17 protein-coding genes are annotated in these 17,350 nt (G+C 41.9%); 7 read left to right on the forward strand and 10 right to left on the reverse strand.

Annotated elements, in window-relative coordinates:
* The first annotated feature begins 478 nt into the window (after nucleotides 1-478).
* The 6 genes from PNC201_RS22260 (at nucleotide 479) to PNC201_RS22285 (ending at nucleotide 6,986) form a co-directional block, all read left to right on the forward strand.
* Nucleotides 479-2,482 (forward strand): alpha-amylase, encoded by a 2,004-nt coding sequence (locus tag PNC201_RS22260; RefSeq protein WP_102058482.1) that lies wholly within the window; start codon nucleotides 479-481, stop codon nucleotides 2,480-2,482.
* Nucleotides 2,483-2,661: 179 nt separating this feature from the next.
* Nucleotides 2,662-3,216 (forward strand): type 1 glutamine amidotransferase domain-containing protein, encoded by a 555-nt coding sequence (locus PNC201_RS22265; RefSeq protein ID WP_102058483.1) that lies wholly within the window; start codon nucleotides 2,662-2,664, stop codon nucleotides 3,214-3,216.
* Nucleotides 3,217-3,278: 62 nt separating this feature from the next.
* The gene (locus PNC201_RS22270; protein WP_010369644.1) at nucleotides 3,279-3,743 is read left to right on the forward strand and encodes a pyridoxamine 5'-phosphate oxidase family protein; all 465 of its coding nucleotides are present in this window, start codon (nucleotides 3,279-3,281) and stop codon (nucleotides 3,741-3,743) included.
* 216 nt (nucleotides 3,744-3,959) lie between these two features.
* A complete protein-coding gene (locus tag PNC201_RS22275) occupies nucleotides 3,960-4,817 on the forward strand; it encodes a mechanosensitive ion channel family protein (RefSeq protein ID WP_102058484.1) in 858 nt (285 codons plus the stop codon).
* 9 nt (nucleotides 4,818-4,826) lie between these two features.
* On the forward strand, nucleotides 4,827-5,648 hold the full coding sequence (locus tag PNC201_RS22280; RefSeq protein ID WP_102058485.1) for a magnesium transporter MgtE N-terminal domain-containing protein: 822 nt from the start codon (nucleotides 4,827-4,829) through the stop codon (nucleotides 5,646-5,648).
* A 3-nt stretch (nucleotides 5,649-5,651) separates the two neighbouring features.
* The gene (locus tag PNC201_RS22285) at nucleotides 5,652-6,986 is read left to right on the forward strand and encodes a magnesium transporter (protein WP_102058486.1); all 1,335 of its coding nucleotides are present in this window, start codon (nucleotides 5,652-5,654) and stop codon (nucleotides 6,984-6,986) included.
* Between the two features lie 57 nt (nucleotides 6,987-7,043).
* Here the strand turns inward: PNC201_RS22285 and cspE are convergent, their stop codons facing one another.
* The 6 genes from cspE to PNC201_RS22315 form a co-directional block, all read right to left on the reverse strand.
* Entirely contained in the window at nucleotides 7,044-7,256 is a 213-nt protein-coding gene (cspE, locus tag PNC201_RS22290; RefSeq protein ID WP_010369631.1) for a transcription antiterminator/RNA stability regulator CspE, read from the reverse strand.
* A gap of 415 nt (nucleotides 7,257-7,671) precedes the next feature.
* Complete coding sequence (locus PNC201_RS22295; protein WP_102058487.1) at nucleotides 7,672-8,253, reverse strand: hypothetical protein; 582 nt, start codon at nucleotides 8,251-8,253, stop codon at nucleotides 7,672-7,674.
* A gap of 59 nt (nucleotides 8,254-8,312) precedes the next feature.
* A complete protein-coding gene (locus tag PNC201_RS22300; protein WP_102058488.1) occupies nucleotides 8,313-8,699 on the reverse strand; it encodes a hypothetical protein in 387 nt (128 codons plus the stop codon).
* Between the two features lie 34 nt (nucleotides 8,700-8,733).
* The gene (locus PNC201_RS22305) at nucleotides 8,734-9,309 is read right to left on the reverse strand and encodes a hypothetical protein (protein ID WP_158299159.1); all 576 of its coding nucleotides are present in this window, start codon (nucleotides 9,307-9,309) and stop codon (nucleotides 8,734-8,736) included.
* A gap of 119 nt (nucleotides 9,310-9,428) precedes the next feature.
* On the reverse strand, nucleotides 9,429-9,962 hold the full coding sequence (locus PNC201_RS22310) for a hypothetical protein (protein WP_102058490.1): 534 nt from the start codon (nucleotides 9,960-9,962) through the stop codon (nucleotides 9,429-9,431).
* 141 nt (nucleotides 9,963-10,103) lie between these two features.
* Nucleotides 10,104-10,412, reverse strand: coding sequence for a helix-turn-helix domain-containing protein (locus PNC201_RS22315; protein WP_010604283.1), 309 nt, complete (start codon nucleotides 10,410-10,412; stop codon nucleotides 10,104-10,106).
* A 283-nt stretch (nucleotides 10,413-10,695) separates the two neighbouring features.
* Between PNC201_RS22315 and PNC201_RS22320 the strand changes: the two genes are divergently transcribed.
* Nucleotides 10,696-10,929: a hypothetical protein gene (locus PNC201_RS22320; protein WP_010604282.1), complete on the forward strand. Its 234-nt coding sequence runs from the start codon at nucleotides 10,696-10,698 to the stop codon at nucleotides 10,927-10,929.
* 102 nt (nucleotides 10,930-11,031) lie between these two features.
* Here PNC201_RS22320 and PNC201_RS22325 read toward each other — a convergent pair whose 3' ends face one another.
* The 4 genes from PNC201_RS22325 to PNC201_RS22340 all read right to left on the reverse strand — a co-directional run bounded on the left by PNC201_RS22325 (nucleotide 11,032) and on the right by PNC201_RS22340 (nucleotide 17,309).
* Nucleotides 11,032-11,907 (reverse strand): MBL fold metallo-hydrolase, encoded by an 876-nt coding sequence (locus PNC201_RS22325; protein WP_102058491.1) that lies wholly within the window; start codon nucleotides 11,905-11,907, stop codon nucleotides 11,032-11,034.
* 76 nt (nucleotides 11,908-11,983) lie between these two features.
* A complete protein-coding gene (locus tag PNC201_RS22330; protein WP_102058492.1) occupies nucleotides 11,984-12,781 on the reverse strand; it encodes a substrate-binding periplasmic protein in 798 nt (265 codons plus the stop codon).
* Nucleotides 12,782-13,058: 277 nt separating this feature from the next.
* Complete coding sequence (locus tag PNC201_RS22335; RefSeq protein ID WP_102058493.1) at nucleotides 13,059-15,227, reverse strand: S9 family peptidase; 2,169 nt, start codon at nucleotides 15,225-15,227, stop codon at nucleotides 13,059-13,061.
* A 129-nt stretch (nucleotides 15,228-15,356) separates the two neighbouring features.
* On the reverse strand, nucleotides 15,357-17,309 hold the full coding sequence (locus PNC201_RS22340; RefSeq protein ID WP_102058494.1) for a methyl-accepting chemotaxis protein: 1,953 nt from the start codon (nucleotides 17,307-17,309) through the stop codon (nucleotides 15,357-15,359).
* Nucleotides 17,310-17,350 lie beyond the last annotated feature (41 nt).

Genomic DNA, 17,350 nt, shown 5'->3' on the forward strand with positions numbered 1-17,350 from the left:
TTGATAACATTAATAGAACTGCTTCGGATGACATCTCTGTGGGTTTTTTATACAAAGATGTCATTTGAGTGTAGTTGATGTTTTGAAGCTTGGAATGACTCTTCTAAAAATTCGTAACCTAAAACAGAAACTTAGGAAAAATTCTTGTTTTATTTATAACAACAGCTTTATGTCTATCAAAATAAAAAATAAGAAAAAAATATTATCTAATGTTGGTTTTTTGTATTTCAAAGCATGTGTTTATGTAATTGTTTAATGGTTATTGATTTGTTAATTGCAATTTTCATGTTCTCGCATATGGCGAGCAAGGATTCAGTTGCTAGAGGAGTTCATTCATTGCTGAAGCTGAAATACTACTCGGTGTTTATGCTATTTCTTAGTAAGGCTACTTGTTAGTAAAACTAATGCATACGTATTCAGTAGATTGTTTAGCTAGGAATTCTATATTGTTAATCTTGTGTGAATAAGAGGCGCAATAATGAAAAATATAAAACTAAATCAAATTGCAGCGGGTGTGTTGTTAACATCCAGTTGCGTTACACCTGCACATGCAGCTGAAGGCGACCCAACAACATTCGTTCATTTATTCGAGTGGTCTTGGGCAGATGTTGCGACGGAGTGTGAAACATTTTTGGGGCCAAAAGGCTACGCGGCTGTGCAAGTATCGCCACCCAATGAGCATATCACAGGTGATCAATGGTGGACTCGTTATCAGCCAGTCAGTTATGAGATAGCGAGTCGTAGTGGTAGTCGAGCCGAATTTGCCGATATGGTCGCAAGGTGTAAATCTGCCGGAGTAGACATCTATGTTGATGCCGTTATAAACCACATGGCCCATGGCAGCGGCATCGGAGTTGCGGGTAACGCTTTTGGCAACAAACAATATCCTATCTATAGTCCACAAGATTTTCATAACACCTGTGCAATAAACCCTGAAGACTACGGTAATAATGCATGGCGAGTACAGCACTGCGAACTCGTAGGGCTTCATGATTTAGACACCGATGCGAGCTACGTACAAAATACCCTAGCGGGCTTTTTGAACGATTTACAGTCTCTGGGCGTGGCAGGGTTTAGGTTAGATGCAAGCAAGCACATGCCTGCAAGTGATATTGGCGATGTGTTAGCCAAGTTAAATCAACCAGCGGTCGTTTTCCAAGAGGTGATTGATCAAGGAAGTGAGGCGGTTTCTGCTTCTGAATATCATCAAAATGGCTTAGTCACCGAGTTTAAATACAGCATTAAACTGAGTGAGACATTTGAGCAAGGCAAGTTGGCTTGGTTAAAAAGCTTTGGCGAAGCTTGGGGTATGATGCCAAGTTATAAAGCCGTGGTATTTACAGATAATCATGACAACCAACGCGGGCACGGTGGTGCAGGCTCTATCGTTACCTTTCATGATGGTAAACTGTATGATTTAGCAAATGTATTTATGCTGGCATATCCTTATGGTTATCCTAAAGTGATGTCGAGTTACGAGTTTAATGGCGACACCGATGCTGGTGGCCCTTCAGTGCCTGTTCATCAAAACGCTAACCTCAACTGTACTAGTCAACTATGGCAGTGTGAGCATCGTCGCCCAATGATTGCAGGTGCGATGCAGTTTAGAAATCATACTAATGGCAATTGGACGGTGGCAAATTGGTGGGACAATGGTAATAACCAAATTGCATTTTCCCGAGGTGATTTAGGCTTTGTTGCCATTAACCGAGAATCTTCTAGTATGGTTCAAAGCCTGCAAACGGGGCTTGCAGCGGGAACCTATTGTGATGTGCTAAGTGGAGGTATCGGCCAAGGAAACTGCGCGGGTAGAAGCATCGAAGTTGATACCAATGGTTACGCACAAATTAATTTAGCTGCTATGGATGCCTTAGCCATTCATCATCAAAGTAAACTGGCAACACCACCAGAGATTGGTGATTGGCAACGCACATTAGTCTTTATTAAAGCAGAAACGCAATCTGGTCAGGATATGTTCGTCCGAGGTGGCCTTGATCATGCCGCAGCATTGCAGCGCGGGATTGATTGTAGCGCTGACCCTACGCTTTGCTCTTTACCTGTCAAACATTTGAACATGCGAAACATGACAACTGCGTCTTGGAAAGTGGCTGATACCAGATTGGATTGGCTAGCGGCTGAAGCTGGGCAGTCTAGTGACGCCCAAGGGAGTCCGCTGGATTGGACAACCAATATTTGGCCTGCTAGCTGGGGCGCGGAAAAGCGTTACGATAGCGATGGTTTTGGCGTCATGTCACTCAATCAATGGGGAGCACATTACTGGTTGCTGGAAGTAGAAATGGACTGTAGCAAAACATTCAACGGTTGGTTTGAAGTAAAAGCATTCGTGAAAAATGGTCAAGGCTGGGAAGGGGATATTAACCAACAAGACACGCCATACACGAGCAATAATCACTTTGCTCAATGCGGAAAATTGAACGTGTTTGAGTTTGGCACAAACTCAGCCTCTATCTCTTCATTATAATAAAGATGGACTAGGGCTAACCTAGTCCAGATTTACATTCCTCTGTTCTGTAAAGATTACATCCAATCAATACACTAATCTTTAATGTTTATATATTTCATAAGGTTATATGATGGTATTGATTCTGCATAAGTATCCGCATCTACCTCTACACCAGCAACGTATTGAAGGAGAGAATGATGACGGAGTCAGACAATATTTCAGTCGCGATCTTAGCCACTGACGGGTTCGAACAAAGTGAGCTGATTAAACCTAAGCAGGCGCTTGAAAGCGCTGGATTTAATGTTGATATCATTTCATTAAAAAAGGGAGATATTACCGCTTGGGATGAAGACAATTGGGGTGAGAAAGTCGCCGTTGATTTAACCTTGGATGAAGCCATACCCAGTAAATATGCGGGGCTCGTTTTACCAGGCGGGTTATTCAACCCAGACAGACTAAGGCAGGAAAAATCTGCGGTTAAATTTATTCAGGCCTTTTCACAGTTTGGAAATAAGCGTCCAATTGCGGCGATATGCCACGGCCCTTGGCTGTTAATCGAAGCCCAGTTGGTAGAGGGAAAAACGCTTACCTCTTTCCCAAGTATCAAAACCGATCTTAAAAATGCAGGCGCAGACTGGATTGACCTTAAAGTTGCGGTAGACGACAACTTGATCACAAGTCGCAATCCAAATGATCTTGATGCTTTTAATGAAGCAATTATTGAGGCTCTGCAACAAGATACTATCAATTAATCGAAAGAGTGGGTTTGTGCCGTTTCAAGCAGACGCTAATTGATATAAATAAGGAGAAGATAATGTCAGACATAAAGAAAACTTTTTGGGAAGCGCTAGACAGCAGCCCCAATGTGATGATTGGTTTGAGTGATGACAATAATCACCATGAGCCAATGCGAGCACAGTTGGATAAAGACGCCAACGGCGAGTTTTGGTTTTTTACCAGCAAAACAAATCGTATTGCTAAGTGTGGCAAAGCAACCGCACAATTTTCCAGTAAAGGGCATAATGTATTCGCTTGTATTCGCGGACACTTAATCGAAGAAACAAGACAAGACGTACTTGATGCCCATTGGTCAAGGCAGGCAGAGAGTTGGTTTGAAAAGGGTAAAGATGACCCAGAGCTTATCATGCTCCGTTTTGAACTGGACGATGCTGAAATTTGGCATGTTAGCCCTGACTTGAGCGGCTTATTAAAACTAGCCGTGGGCAAAAATGTGGAACCGGAAGAAATGGGTGAGCGAGAAACCATCCGCTTTAGGTAGCTATATCACCCAATGTAAAGAAACAACTAGGGCGCAAAGACGGTACTTGTTTTTGCGCCTTAATTGCTTCCATTCTCTCAAAAATGTTCCCAAACGTATTGTTAGTAGTTTAAATATTTAGGACTTAGGGGAATTCTCTGGACAACGGCTAACACTGTGATAACAATGAATGTATTGATTTAAAAGTAAGCTGTTTTAGCGAATTCAGGAGTTTACATGGCCACCGAGGGTACCTTTGATAATTGGCAACACGCCTTATCTGCCAGTTACGAGCAATTAATCAATCAACTTGTGACTCATACGCCGCAACTATTGGGCGCGGCACTCATGCTGTTTGTCGGTTGGATAGTGGCCTGGCTATTGAGCAAGCTGACTATTTCGTTATTTAAGCTTTGCAATCGTGCATTGGCGGGTTTAAGTCAACGAGTGCAAACCGAACAAACGCTTCAGCTAAATCTAAAACACGCTCGATTAATAGGGAAAACCGTGTTTTGGGTCACGATGATGTTTTTTATCGCAGCGGCCACATCCAGCCTTGGCTTAAACTTCTTCAGTGATTGGATCTCCTCGCTACTCAGTTACTTACCAAATCTACTCGCTGGGATATTTATTATTGTTGGTGGTTATCTGCTTGGCAATTTGGCCAGTGCCATGGCAAGAGCCGGAGCGCAGTCCGTTGGGTTTGCGCGAGTTGAAGTCGCGGGTAACATAGCCAAGCTCGCGATTCTATTTACCGCAACGGTAATAGGTATTGAGCAATTAGGGATCAATATTCAATTTGTGACCAATATGGTGGTGGTGCTGACAGGCGTATTGTGTGCAGGAGTTGCGTTGGCCTTTGGTCTTGGGAGTAGAGAGCTAATCGCAAATACCGTCGCGGCAAAACAAGCGCTGCGTCACTGTCGGATTAACGATCAAATTGAAATTGCAGGCGTTTCAGGTACGCTCACCGAAATCACAGCAACGATGCTAGTGATTGAAACCCAAAAAGGGAGAACCCTAATACCGGCAAGGCAATTTTTAAAAGAATCGGCACATATTACCGCGACACACAGCCATTCAAGTAAGCAGTAGGGAGGCTCTATGTCAGCGTTAAACCTCAAAATTGCGCAACACTTTTTACAAGAAGAGCCAGCTGGCGCCGCGCGCTTACTTTCTTTGCAAACGCCAGATGTCGCTGCCAAGTTACTAAAAACGTTATCAAATGAAGTTGCTTTAAACGTGCTTAAAGTCATGCAGCCCCGCAGTGCAGCGGAAATTCTGATAACGCAAACGGATGTGGATATTGCTAGGTGGCTTGGCAAAATGAAGTTGGCTGATATTGCAGCTATCTTTAGGCATTTACAGGATGAAGAACTTGCCCGTTTTCTTAACCTCATCTCAGTAAGACGACAAACACTCTGTAAGATGTTGATTAGCTACCCTGATTATACTGTGGGTGCATGGGTTGAAACGGACGTATTAATTCTTGAAGAAACAATGACAGTTGAGGAGTCACTGCTGCGCTTAAAAAAACGTGACTATATCGGGTTTACGCTAGTTTATGTGGTAAATCAGCATCGCCATGTGGTGGGTCAGCTATCACTAACTCATTTGCTTCGCAAAGCGCCGCAACAGAAAATTGCAGATTTAATGGATACTCACGTTGTTTCTCTAAGTGGTTATACCGAGTTGCATAGTGCATTGAAATCGCCCGTTTGGGCGCAACAAGATCAGGTTGCGGTTGCTAATCGAAGTGGTGATTTTATTGGGGTATTGCCACATCACAGGGTGAGAAGTGCACTGGGTCGAATGGATGAAACAAAAGACAAGCCAAGCGAATCTTTAGATTTGTTAGATGCCTACACCAGTTCGTTTGCCAGTATGTTAGATACATTGGTGCCAGTTAAGGTCAAGGGGAAATAAGCGATGAGCGTAGCAAAAGATACATTAGAGTCAGCGGTAGAGCAGCTCAGTGATGAGTTTTTAAATAAGTTTCCGCTCAAAAGTGCGCAGCTCCTTGGCACTTTACCTCCAGACGAAGCCGCTGAATTATTACAACAGCAGGCACAACATATCATTTATCGTTTATGGAAATATTTGCCGCCGGGAGCCGCTGAACAAATTTTCCAGCAATTCCCTGTGGAATATCAAGCACAATTTATCGCGAGCCTAGATAGCCATATTGCGGTCGGGCTTTTGAACAAGCAGTCGCAGGAAGCGCAGCAGGTGCTACTCGCTAAATTAAAGGAGCAGCATTCAACCATAGCGAATGAACTTAGCGAGTTGCTGGTTTTTCCTGAAAATACCGCTGCGAGAATGATGAACAAAAAGGTGCAAGCGTTTTACTCAGATACAACACTACGTGAAGTGCTCGCGCAACTGAAACGATTAGACGGTAAAGTGCCAGACGTCATCTACGTATTAAATGAGCAGCAGGATTTAGTGGGCGAGACTACACTCAATGTTTTAGTGGGAAGCTCCTCAAGTAAAACGCTAACGCAGGTTGCGACGCCGATCCGAGTCACGCTAAATGTGATGGATCATAAAGATCAGGTCGTGGAAGCGTTTGAAGGGCACAAAGTGCGAGCAATTCCAGTACTTGATGCGCAGCAACAGCTAGTTGGGCAGATCCGATTTTTTGATGCCTATCAGTCAACCAAAGAAGATTTAGCGAGTGATATGCAGACCATGGTAGGTGCAAGTAAAGACGAAAAAGCCCTATCAAGTAGTTGGTTTGCAGTAAAGAAACGGCTTCCGTGGTTACAAATTAACTTGTTAACCGCATTTGCAGCCGCTGCCGTAGTGGGGGCATTTGAGGGATTGATTGCTCAAGTTACCGCTTTAGCTATTTTGCTGCCAGTAGCAGCTGGGCAGTCGGGTAACGCAGGGGCTCAAGCTTTGGCTGTAACGATGCGAGGCTTAACACTACGAGAAATTTCAACGCGACACTGGTATCAGGTGATGCTAAAAGAAATGATGGTTGGGCTGTTAAATGGCATAGCAATAGCGGTTACTTGTGGCATTGGCGTATATTTGTGGAGTCAATCACTCGGCCTTGCACTTGTTATTGCGCTGGCGATGATATCGTCTCTTGTCATTGCGGGAAGCTCAGGCGCCATTGTACCAATAGCATTGAAAAAATTTGGACTTGACCCTGCGCAATCTTCATCAATTGTACTTACGACAATTACAGATATAGCGGGTTTTATGTCATTTTTGGGGATTGCGTTGTTACTGTCAGATATGTTGCCGAAAGGCTAAGTGAGGAGTGGGGGAGTTCGTAGAGCTAGTGCAGGCACTAGCTCTGAGCAATACGTATTAGTTAACTACTACGTTGCTTGCTTGAGGACCTTTCTGGCCTTCTTCAACTGTGAAAGACACTGATTGGCCTTCAGTTAAAGTTTTGAAACCGTCAGAAACGATAGCACGGAAATGTACGAATACATCTTTACCGCCGTTTTCTTGAGTGATGAAACCAAAACCTTTCTCTTCGTTGAACCACTTAACTGTGCCGTTTACTGTGTTAGACATAATTGAAACCTTTTTCAAAAAATTAAATATGTGGTGAAAATCACCGATAAAGCGATAGATAAAACTTAGCTAGTAACGCATTGGTATATCTATAAACGACTTTTTAAAAAAAAGAGTATCAAGAAAAAACAGTGCAGCAGTAGTAAGTGCTCTAAGTATCTAAAGCCTGCATATAGTATAGCGTTCTGACGGCGCTGTCCAATGAAGTTTGCAACTTTTTGTTTAAAAAGTGAGCGTAAATGAATTTTGAGCGGATTTATTGGTGTAACTTTGATTGGAATGGACGAATTTGAAAGATGTGTTTTCTAGTCTTGTGTGTTTAAAAGCTACTGTTGTATAAGGCTTCACTTAGCGGTATTTGAGTGAATACCTATTTGCTCGGAAGCGCTAAGATATAACGCTTCCAAACTTTTAACTACTTGTATCTATTGATCTCGACTCGGATCACCCCATCTTCGGGCGTTGAATTAAAATAGAAGGGGTGATCTTGCCAGCGTTCATCACTCCCAAATATTTCACCAACAGCCGCTGCGGTTTCGATTGGTTCGTCTTTATTGATATATATATCCACTCTACAGGCCGTTTCACGGCAATCAATATTAGTTACGCGCAGCTTGTTTAGGATTTCGTTTTCCATGAAAAAATAATGAATTTGATCGGAAAATTCGAATGCCCAGGTTTCGTCTACAGATTGCTCGTTAAACCCTTTATCTTTTGAAGGCGTGATTGTTCTTTCGTCACTTTCTTTAGGTGTTTTAATTTCAGTATATTGGTTAGTGCTATTCTCATCTGCAAACTTACCAGTAGGCTTTGGCTTGCTGATAGCTACTTCTTCGAGGTGTGGCTTTACATTGTCGGAAGCCTCAATGTTGCTGGAGAGAGCAGCGAAACGCTCCTCCAAATTATCTCGCTCAAGCTCTAAGTCTGAGATTACCGTATTCAGATAGATAGAGTAAGCAGCTAATAAAATAGTCCCTATTGCTGTAAGGTATCGCATAGTAAATCCTTGTTTATTTTGTAATTATTGTATTTTTAATAGTTTTTTATATCATTCAGTCATGGTAAACGGAACTGAGCTAATAGTGTTTTAGTTTCTAAACTATCAAATTGCCCACCAATATGCAGTATGTGTTGGCTAGATTTGTTAAAGATAAAAAGCTCATCAAAACTACGAGTGTTGTTGGTCAGCGATACGGCCAGCCAGTCTCCAGTGTTAAATATGGCAATGTCGTTAGGTGATAGAAGCTCATGGACTTGATAGGCAATATTGTAATCAATGGCTGGCTTATCTTTGTTTTTCAATGCGATAAAATAAGGCGCAAGATCAAGTTCATACTTGCTATGTAGACCACCGGTAATATTCTCAGCCGTTTGTAACTGAAAAATGAGTTCGCCATGCTCCGTTGTAACGGTGAGTGAGGGGTTTGGGCTTAACGCTGGCAATAGATGATAACTAGATACCTAACAACAAAAGCCATTACGGCTTTTGTTGTTGATCTGTTTTATGTATTACCTCATCGCTATCATCTTCATCATCGTCTTCCTGTTCTGGCCGTTGATTTTCTACAAAAATGGTGGCGAGTAAGATAGTTACAACACAAGAAAGTAGAATACTTTTTGCGTAGGGGTAACTTTTGTAAACCCAATTCCAGCTCCAGAAGGGCTTAGCCGTTGCCTCTGAGACGCCAAAGATATAATCCATATTTCTCAGTAAGTGCTCACCTAAAACAAGTAAATCCACCACGATAAAAGCTAAGTAGACACCATATAAAAGGATATCTGCATGAGTGGTGTAAATGTATTGCCATTTCTTTGGTTGAAAACGTTTAACAAATTGAAGCGAAAATCGAACTCGGTATTTAAGAATGTAAAAAACGATAAGATCTAGAATGAGAGCTGATAGATATATTAGGCTATTTACCTGATATGGTTGTTCGCCTGTTTCCAGAGTCGCGGAAAAAGTCGAGAATGTGTAATATTCAATAAGGAGAGTTGTCGAAATTAGTGCAACCAAATGCTTCATGTTTTCTTGATACTTAATGAGCAATGTCACAAGCAGCAAAACTCCAATGATTGCAAAGTGAATATGGTCGACAAACTTAATGTGAACGTATGATAGAAGAATTGAAAATACGACCAAAAAAAGTAAAAAATAGTTTGAGATATTCATCATTAAACCTGTGTTGTGAGAGCTGTTGGCGTAGTGCGATACGAGTTATACATTTCAACATTTTCCCCCTCTGCTCTAGGATCTTTTACTTGCGCGCCAGTACTCCCACCTACAATTTTTACCAGTTGTGTGGCATTTAAAGTATGTTGAGTCAATGCTGGAGCTGTTTTGCTGCGGATTAGTTCCCCGTTTTTGTCGACTCCGCGTGGATCATCATTGTGATGCCCACCAGAGCCACCACTAACCTTATGCAGCTCTTGTGCACTAAGATTTAACGTTGCCGTATTGTTAATCTGTTTACCTCGTGGATCTTTATAATGGTCTAAACCCGAACCACCCACTATTCGGTACAGTTGTGACTCCGCCATAGTATTACCGTTGCGATGGCACTGAGTTGCTACAGCGCTTTGTTTGTTTCGACTAGCGCCATTTACTAAGCGCACGCGAGTGCCTTGTTTTATTTTACTCACAAGCTGTTTTATCGTGATAAAGCAAAAGGTTAGTATGCCTGCTGTCACATTTTTGAATAGCTGCATGTTGATTTCCCTTCAGGATTATTTTCGGTGTTTTGGTTAGCACTACTCTATCGCGAAACGTCAAAAATGAGAATAACTTGTTGCTTATTTTGTAAACAAGTGAAACTAAAGATGTTGTATTAAAAGGTGGATGTTAACACACTAATCTTCCTGACCTTTTTGGTTTTTGCGCTTTTTTGCAGGAGAAGGGCTTTCTCGCCAGAGCTTTACATCTTGCATCTTTGTGCGTAGGTCCATAAAGTAGTCTGTAATTGGATTAACATCCATACCACAGTATGTACTCCATTCTAAAAAGTACTCGAATGAAAATTTCCGAATACCTTTTTCATACTCTTCATAGGTTTGTCGCCGGATCCCTACTAAGTCAGCCATCTGCTGGGTGGTTTTATCAGCCGACATGCGCAGTCTTCGAAGATCATCACCTGTACACTTAAATCGGGTTCTGCCCACTCACTTAATCCTTTTTCACTCGGGCTCGCGGATATGCGAAAGTTAAATTTTAACGCCGTTACTGTTTCTATTTTGTAAAATTTGGATTGTAACCGCATGTACCAAATTTGCAAGCTTGTTTTGTTTTTATGTTGCTAAAATGATTTTATTAAAGTGTAACTTATTGAATTGTGGTGTTTATTTAAATTTTTGTTGTGAATTTTTTTGTTCGACAGAATTTTCAGGCGAAGTTTTTGATAAGCTCAGCTTTATAGAATATCGGTTGGTGACAAAGGATTATTATATGGATTACTTACGTCAGTATAACGATCTTAATATTTATTATGAGGCGTTAAAAAAAGCAAGTAAGCAAGGCTCAGATGTGCCAGAGTCCACGGCTAAATGGTTAGCGTTAGTGGAGACCACACTATTTGAGCTACAAGAGCTTGCCTATATGGAGAAAGCATATATGCAAAAGTCTAAAACAATGAGTAATTTAGTCGACCTTGTTTATGCCAGTGCACCAACGATGGAGTAGTGTTTTTAAGCCAAGTATTTTCGGTGGAGGGGATGTGCATTACTGGCATCCCCTTTTTTTAAACATTACTGGCATCCCCTTTTTTTAAAATAGGTTAGCAGTTTATTTTACTGGGGGCGATTTCAAACTGCGATAAAATAACGTGGTAACGCGCTCTTCTGGTAGCCAATTAGCATAATTAAGATTAAGTATTTGTAGCGGACGCGCGGCTACAACTTCTTCCAAGCTTGTATTATTTTTCATTGCATCTAGCATAATCGTTTTCGCTTTTTGTAATAGTGCCAGATAATCTTGTAAATTTTGTTTATCTGTTACAGGGCCATGGCCTGGTATGACGGTGGTCTTGTCGCCTATTTTCTCTATCACATCTTGTACTGCTGCAATGACTCCGTCTAAGGAGCCGCCGCTGTCGACATCGACAAAAGGTAAGCTGCCTAAATTAAAATAGATATCGCCCATATGTACGGCATTTGCTCGGTCAAAAAAGATCACTGCATCGCCATCGGTATGGGCGTGATGATAATGCCACAAGTGAGCATGCTCTTGGTTAAAGTGGAGCTTCATATCACTGCCAAATGTCAAGGTTGGCAAGTAGTCAGAACCGTCACCATGTTTTTGTTCTAACCGCTTGTATACATTGTGATGCGCGATAACATGGCTGCCCGCTTGTGCGAAATTTTCGTTGCCTCCTGTATGGTCGCCATGATGATGGGTATTAATAACAAACTCAGGTGCATTGGGTTGGATTGTTTTGATTTTTGCTTTAATTTGTTCACTGAGTTTAGCGAACTGATCATCGACGATATAAACGCCATCTGAGCCCGAACTTATGGCAATATTACCGCCTTGCCCAAATAGCACATGAAGGCCTCTTGCAACCTCTTGCAACTTAAACTCAACGTCATCAGCTTGTGCGTTTGAAATGTTTATCAATCCAAGCGCGATCGCAGTGAATGAATTTCTTACTAATTTAATCATGATCCATCCTTTTTGTTCTATTTTTTGTTTATTTCTATAAAGCAGTGGCTTAAGGTGTTTTATCATGCGTGCAGATTCATTCGTCTGCCGCTGCTGCGTTGTCTATTACCTGCCTCAATGCAGCATCCATCTTTAGGATAAAATCTTGTTTAAATGGATATTTTTCTTCAAACCCTTTCAAGTACCCAATGTGGGCAGTGCGACGCATTACTATTTTATCTTCAACAATATTACTGGTGTTTAAACTTGGTGTTATCTGCGACATTTTATTAATACCAAGTAAAGTGGAAAGCCGATCATTGACGTAACAATCAACGCGCCCACGTGCGAGCTTTTCGATATTTGAACGTGTGCTTTTGTTTTCCCAAAGTTGAATAAGTCCTTGTTTTTGCGCTTCCATTAGGCTTTCATCTAAGATGATATAACCGGCATTAATGCCAATATTAAGTACTCTTTCTGGTTTTACATGAGGCAAGTGCTTTAAGGTGATCCCTTGATTGCAAAAGGCAACCACCACCTCTTCTTGAAGGGGAATGGAATACGGCCAGATATAGGGGCGTTTTTTGATATGAATATAAGGTGGCATTAATGCCATTGCTTCGCCGGATGCCATTGAGGAAACGCCTCGCTTCCATGGTACCGCTTGCAAGTTAACTTGATATTCATGACTCAGCAAACGCGCTGCTTGCTTTACAATATCGACATAGATGCCATAAAGCTCGCCGTTAATTTGATAACTATAAGGCGGATAAGCATCGTCGACCAAAATGGTTACCTTGATAGGTGCTGAGTATTCAGGTTTATGGGGAACGGCGTTAGATAAGAGCGGCAGAAAAATACAGCAGCAAATAAAAACCAAGCGAAATAAATTCATTTTTCACTTATGTACGTAGTAGTCATTTTTTAAATATAGCCAACAAATAGCGAGTTTGTTAGGTGAGGGTACTAAACTTGTGTTATGGAGAGCTTAGGCTATAAATTCACAGTATTTACGTATTTGATATGCTTCACCAATGCTTAGATTGAAGCACTTAGGTATTGACACTGCTAAAGTATATTTAGATCGATGTGTACTAAAGAAAGTTAGTTGAATAGTTTGGCAAGAGGTAGTCAAAGGAGGCCGAAGCCTCCTTGTATGATACGACCGATGGCTACAGTTTATTTTCAGCGAGTGCGATAAAGAAACTATAACTTAATGCGACATCGTGGATACGCTTAAAGCGACCAGACGCACCACCGTGGCCGGCTTCCATATCAGTTTTTAGAAGCAGTAGATTATCATCTGTTTTGTATTCGCGTAGCTTAGCGACCCATTTCGCAGGCTCGAAGTATTGCACCTGAGAATCATGCAAACCCGTGGTTACAAGCAGGTTTGGATATGCTTGGGCTTTAACTTGATCGTAAGGTGAGTAAGACAGCATGTAGTCAAAATACGTCTTCTCATTTGGGTTGCCCCATTCGTCGTACTCATTTGTGGTCAGCGGTAGCGTTTCGTCCAGCATGGTATTGATCACGTCAACAAATGGTACAGCTGCGTGTACACCATCATATAGTTCCGGCGCTTGGTTAATGACTGCACCCATTAATAGGCCACCTGCGCTGCCACCTCTGGCATAAATACGTGAAGCATCACCATATTTTTGCTCAACGAGTGCTTTTGTGACATCAACAAAGTCGTTAAAGGTGTTCTTTTTATTTAATTTTTTGCCGTTATCGTACCAAGGACGGCCAAGCGTTTCTGAACCACGAATATGCGCAATAGCATAGACAAAACCACGATCTAAAAGGCTTAAACGGCTTATAGAGAAAGTTGGCTCAACATTAGAACCGTATGAACCATAACCGTATTGTAGTAGCGGGTTAGAACCATCTTGCTTAAACTTATCTTTACGATAAACAATTGAAACTGGTACTTTTATGCCGTCACGTGCGGTGACAAAAATACGTTCAGATTGGTAGTTTTCAGGTGCAAAGTCACCCAATACTTTGTCTTGCTTTAATAGTGTTTTGTCTAAACTAGCAAGGTCGACATCATACACAGAAGCCGGGGTCGTCATACTCTGATAACCAATTCTTACTGCGCCTGCGTCTAAATTTGCATTACCAGTTAAATACACTGCGTAAGCCGGGTCGTTAAAGGTTAAACGCTTGCTTTCGTTATTATCTAAATTTAATACGGTGATTTGGCTAAGGCCATTTTCACGCGTTTCGTAAACAAGGTGCTGATTAAATAGCTCAAAGCTATCTAGTTTTGCATCGGCATTGTGCGGTACAACGGTTTGCCATTTTGAAATATCACTTGCATCACTGGCTTTAACGCGCATCAGCTTAAAGTTTACGGCATCTTTATTGGTGTGGATGTAATACCAGTCGCCAAGTTTAGCAATGCTATATTCATGACCACTTTCTCTTGGAATAAAGCGCTCAGGAGTTGCTTTTGCATTATCTGCATCTAGTAAAGAAACACCTGATGCCTCGGTGCTGGAATGGTGAATGTATATTTTGCTCTTGTCTTTACTCTTTGAGATATAGGTGTAATAGCTGTTATCTTTTTCTTCGTAAATCAGTTCATCTGTGCTTTGCGCTGTGCCTAGAGTATGACGGAATACTTGATAACCGAGCAAAGTAACCGGATCTTTTTTGATGTAATAGATGGTCTTGTTATCGTTCGCCCAAACGATAGGGCCTGACGCACCTTCGATTGTATCGTCCAGTAACTTACCTGTTGTTAAATCTTTGATTCGGATAGTATAAATTCGACGACTTACTGTATCTTCAGCAAAAGCTAATAGATTTTCGTTGGTTGAAACGGAAATACCACCGACACCGTAGTAGTTTTGACCTTCAGCGCGGATATTCGCATCAAAGATAGCTTCCGCATTTTTACCATCTTTGTGTTCACTGCGGTAATAAGTGAAGTATTCTTTGTCACCCTCAGTGGCACTAAAATAATAATAACTGCCGTTTAGTACCGGCACGCTGCGGTCATCTTTAACCACTTTGTTCTTTATTTCTTCAAATAAGGTTTGTTGTAGTTGCTCTGTGTTTACGAGCTTGCTGTCGGTATAGGCATTTTCTTTGGTTAAGTGTGACAGCACCTTTTCATTGCTTCTAGTATCGTCACGTAGCCAGTGATAATTATCGACAAGTTCTTGACCGTGAATGGTCGTCTTGTGTGGGATCTTTTCTGCAACTGGCGCCACAACGGCTGCGGACTGTTCTGCTTTAACGTCAGATGTTGCGTTTTGAGATGGCGCTTCTTGACAACCAAGTACAGCAACCAAAGATGCTGCTACTAATGTAAATTTAAATTTCTTCATTTTTATTCTTCTGTAATAAATCAATCCATCCATCGAGTCTATCTAGTTCTTATTATAAGGACAACTAATTGAGACGATATTTTATAACAATTGTAGAGACTGGGTTTAGCCATTCGAAACGTAAGCGACTTAATTAATATCAAAGCGGCCAACCAAACGCTCTAAGTCTTTGGCTAAGCTAACTAATTGGTCAGCACCTGCGTTTAATGCTGCCGTTTCTTCTCCGACTTGTCGTACGGAAACATCCACCGAGTCAATCAAACGTCTAGTGTGGCCTGCATTTTCTCCTTGTAATGAGGCTTGTGACGCTATATTTGAAACCGAAGTTTTAATTCTTGACACTGCCTGAGCGATATCAGTAAACGCTTGCTGAGCGCTTTGTGATTGTTTGATAGCCGTCTCAGACTCGCCTACGCTCGACGTCATTTGGGCCGATACCGTCCTCGTTTGTGCGATGAGGTTGGTTAACACTTGCTCTATTTCCTGTGTGGCATCATGTGAGCGCTGCGCAAGCGTTCTTACCTCATCAGCAACCACTGCAAAGCCCCGACCTTGTTCACCTGCACGGGCTGCCTCAATCGCTGCATTTAATGCCAAAAGATTAGTTTGCTCTGCGATAGAACGGATCACCCCTAAAATATTAGTGATATCTTGGCTTTCACTTTCGAGTTGGTTCATGGCGCTGGCGGACTCAGCCAACGAATGATTAAGCCTCGCAACCTGCGATACGGTACTTTCTATTGTGCTGTTACCACGCTGAGCGTGATCGTCCGCAGTGACGACATCCTCCAAAGTATGACTGCAGCTTTCACTAATTTCGGTGGCAAGCTGCTCCACGGTTTCGGTAGTCGTAGTCGCGCTGGCGGAGTCTTCAGCCTGCGTATGGCATTGATTACGGATATCGTTGATACTTTTTTGTGATCCTAACGCGGCATCATTCAATGTCGAGGCATTGCTTTGAATATCTTTTACGAGCGAATTAATTGAGTCCAAAAATTTATTAAACCACGCGGCCAGTTCCCCAATTTCATCGTGGGTGACGACTTTTAAACGTTTAGAAAGATTGCCTTCACCTTGTGCTATCTCTTTTAAGCCTTCAGACACCATTTCAATAGGTTCAACTATCTTATTGGCAAGCGTTATTGCAATGATAATAAACAGAATTACCATGATGAACGCGATAATAGTGATACTAATCGTCATATCGTAAGCTGAAGCCAAGATTTCATCTTCATCAATCACCGCGATAAATTGCCAGCCAAGAGTGTCGGAGCGATAAATCTTAGCGTCATAGGTTTTGTTATCAGTTTCAATGGTAAGGTAGGGTTCGTTTGTGGCATTTCGTATAGCCTCGTAGAGTGGGCTAGTGAGATCTTTAATGTGTTTAAAGTTGTTATTTTTATTTTTAGGATCGGCAAGTACAGTGCCGTCGGCATCAAGGAGGATTAAATACCCAGACTCCCCAAGACGAATATTGCTAACAATATCGGTCAGTGTAGCGAGTGTTACATCTAATGATTGCACGCCAATCACTTTGCCATCATGCTTTATACCTGTGGCAACCGAGACCATGGCTTGCCCCGTTACCCCTTGATAAGGCTCGGTAAGGATAACTTTGCTTGGATCTTTTGAAGCATTTTGATACCAAGGGCGTTTTCTTGGATCGTAATCGCCAAGGGGCTCTGCAGGATACTGAATAAAACCACCGGATCCAGTGCCAAGATACACAAACAGTAATTCTTCATGGGTTTGCCCAAATGCGCGGTAAAGCTCAAAAATATTGGCTTCTGTTTGACCGTTTTGTAGCGGGGTCATGGGCTTCTCTGCACCAAAATAAGTAGTGGTATCTTGGCTTACTTGCTGCACGGCCTTAGACTCGGCGAGGAAGCGCGCATTTTTCTTCATCTGCTCAAAAAACAGTACAAAAGACTGTTCGGCTTGCCGTATCTCATTGCCGGATGCATCAAGAAATTTATCGAGAGAGTCACTTTTGGTCTGAGAAATGCTGACCACAGAAATCGCTAAAATAGGAATGATCACAGTGAGAACAAAGCTAATAATGAGCTTTTTGCGCATTTTCATACAGACAACCCTTAAATATCCGAGTGTTTTTATTATGCTCC

The sequence above is a fragment of the Pseudoalteromonas sp. NC201 genome (assembly GCF_002850255.1).
Taxonomy (GTDB): domain Bacteria; phylum Pseudomonadota; class Gammaproteobacteria; order Enterobacterales; family Alteromonadaceae; genus Pseudoalteromonas.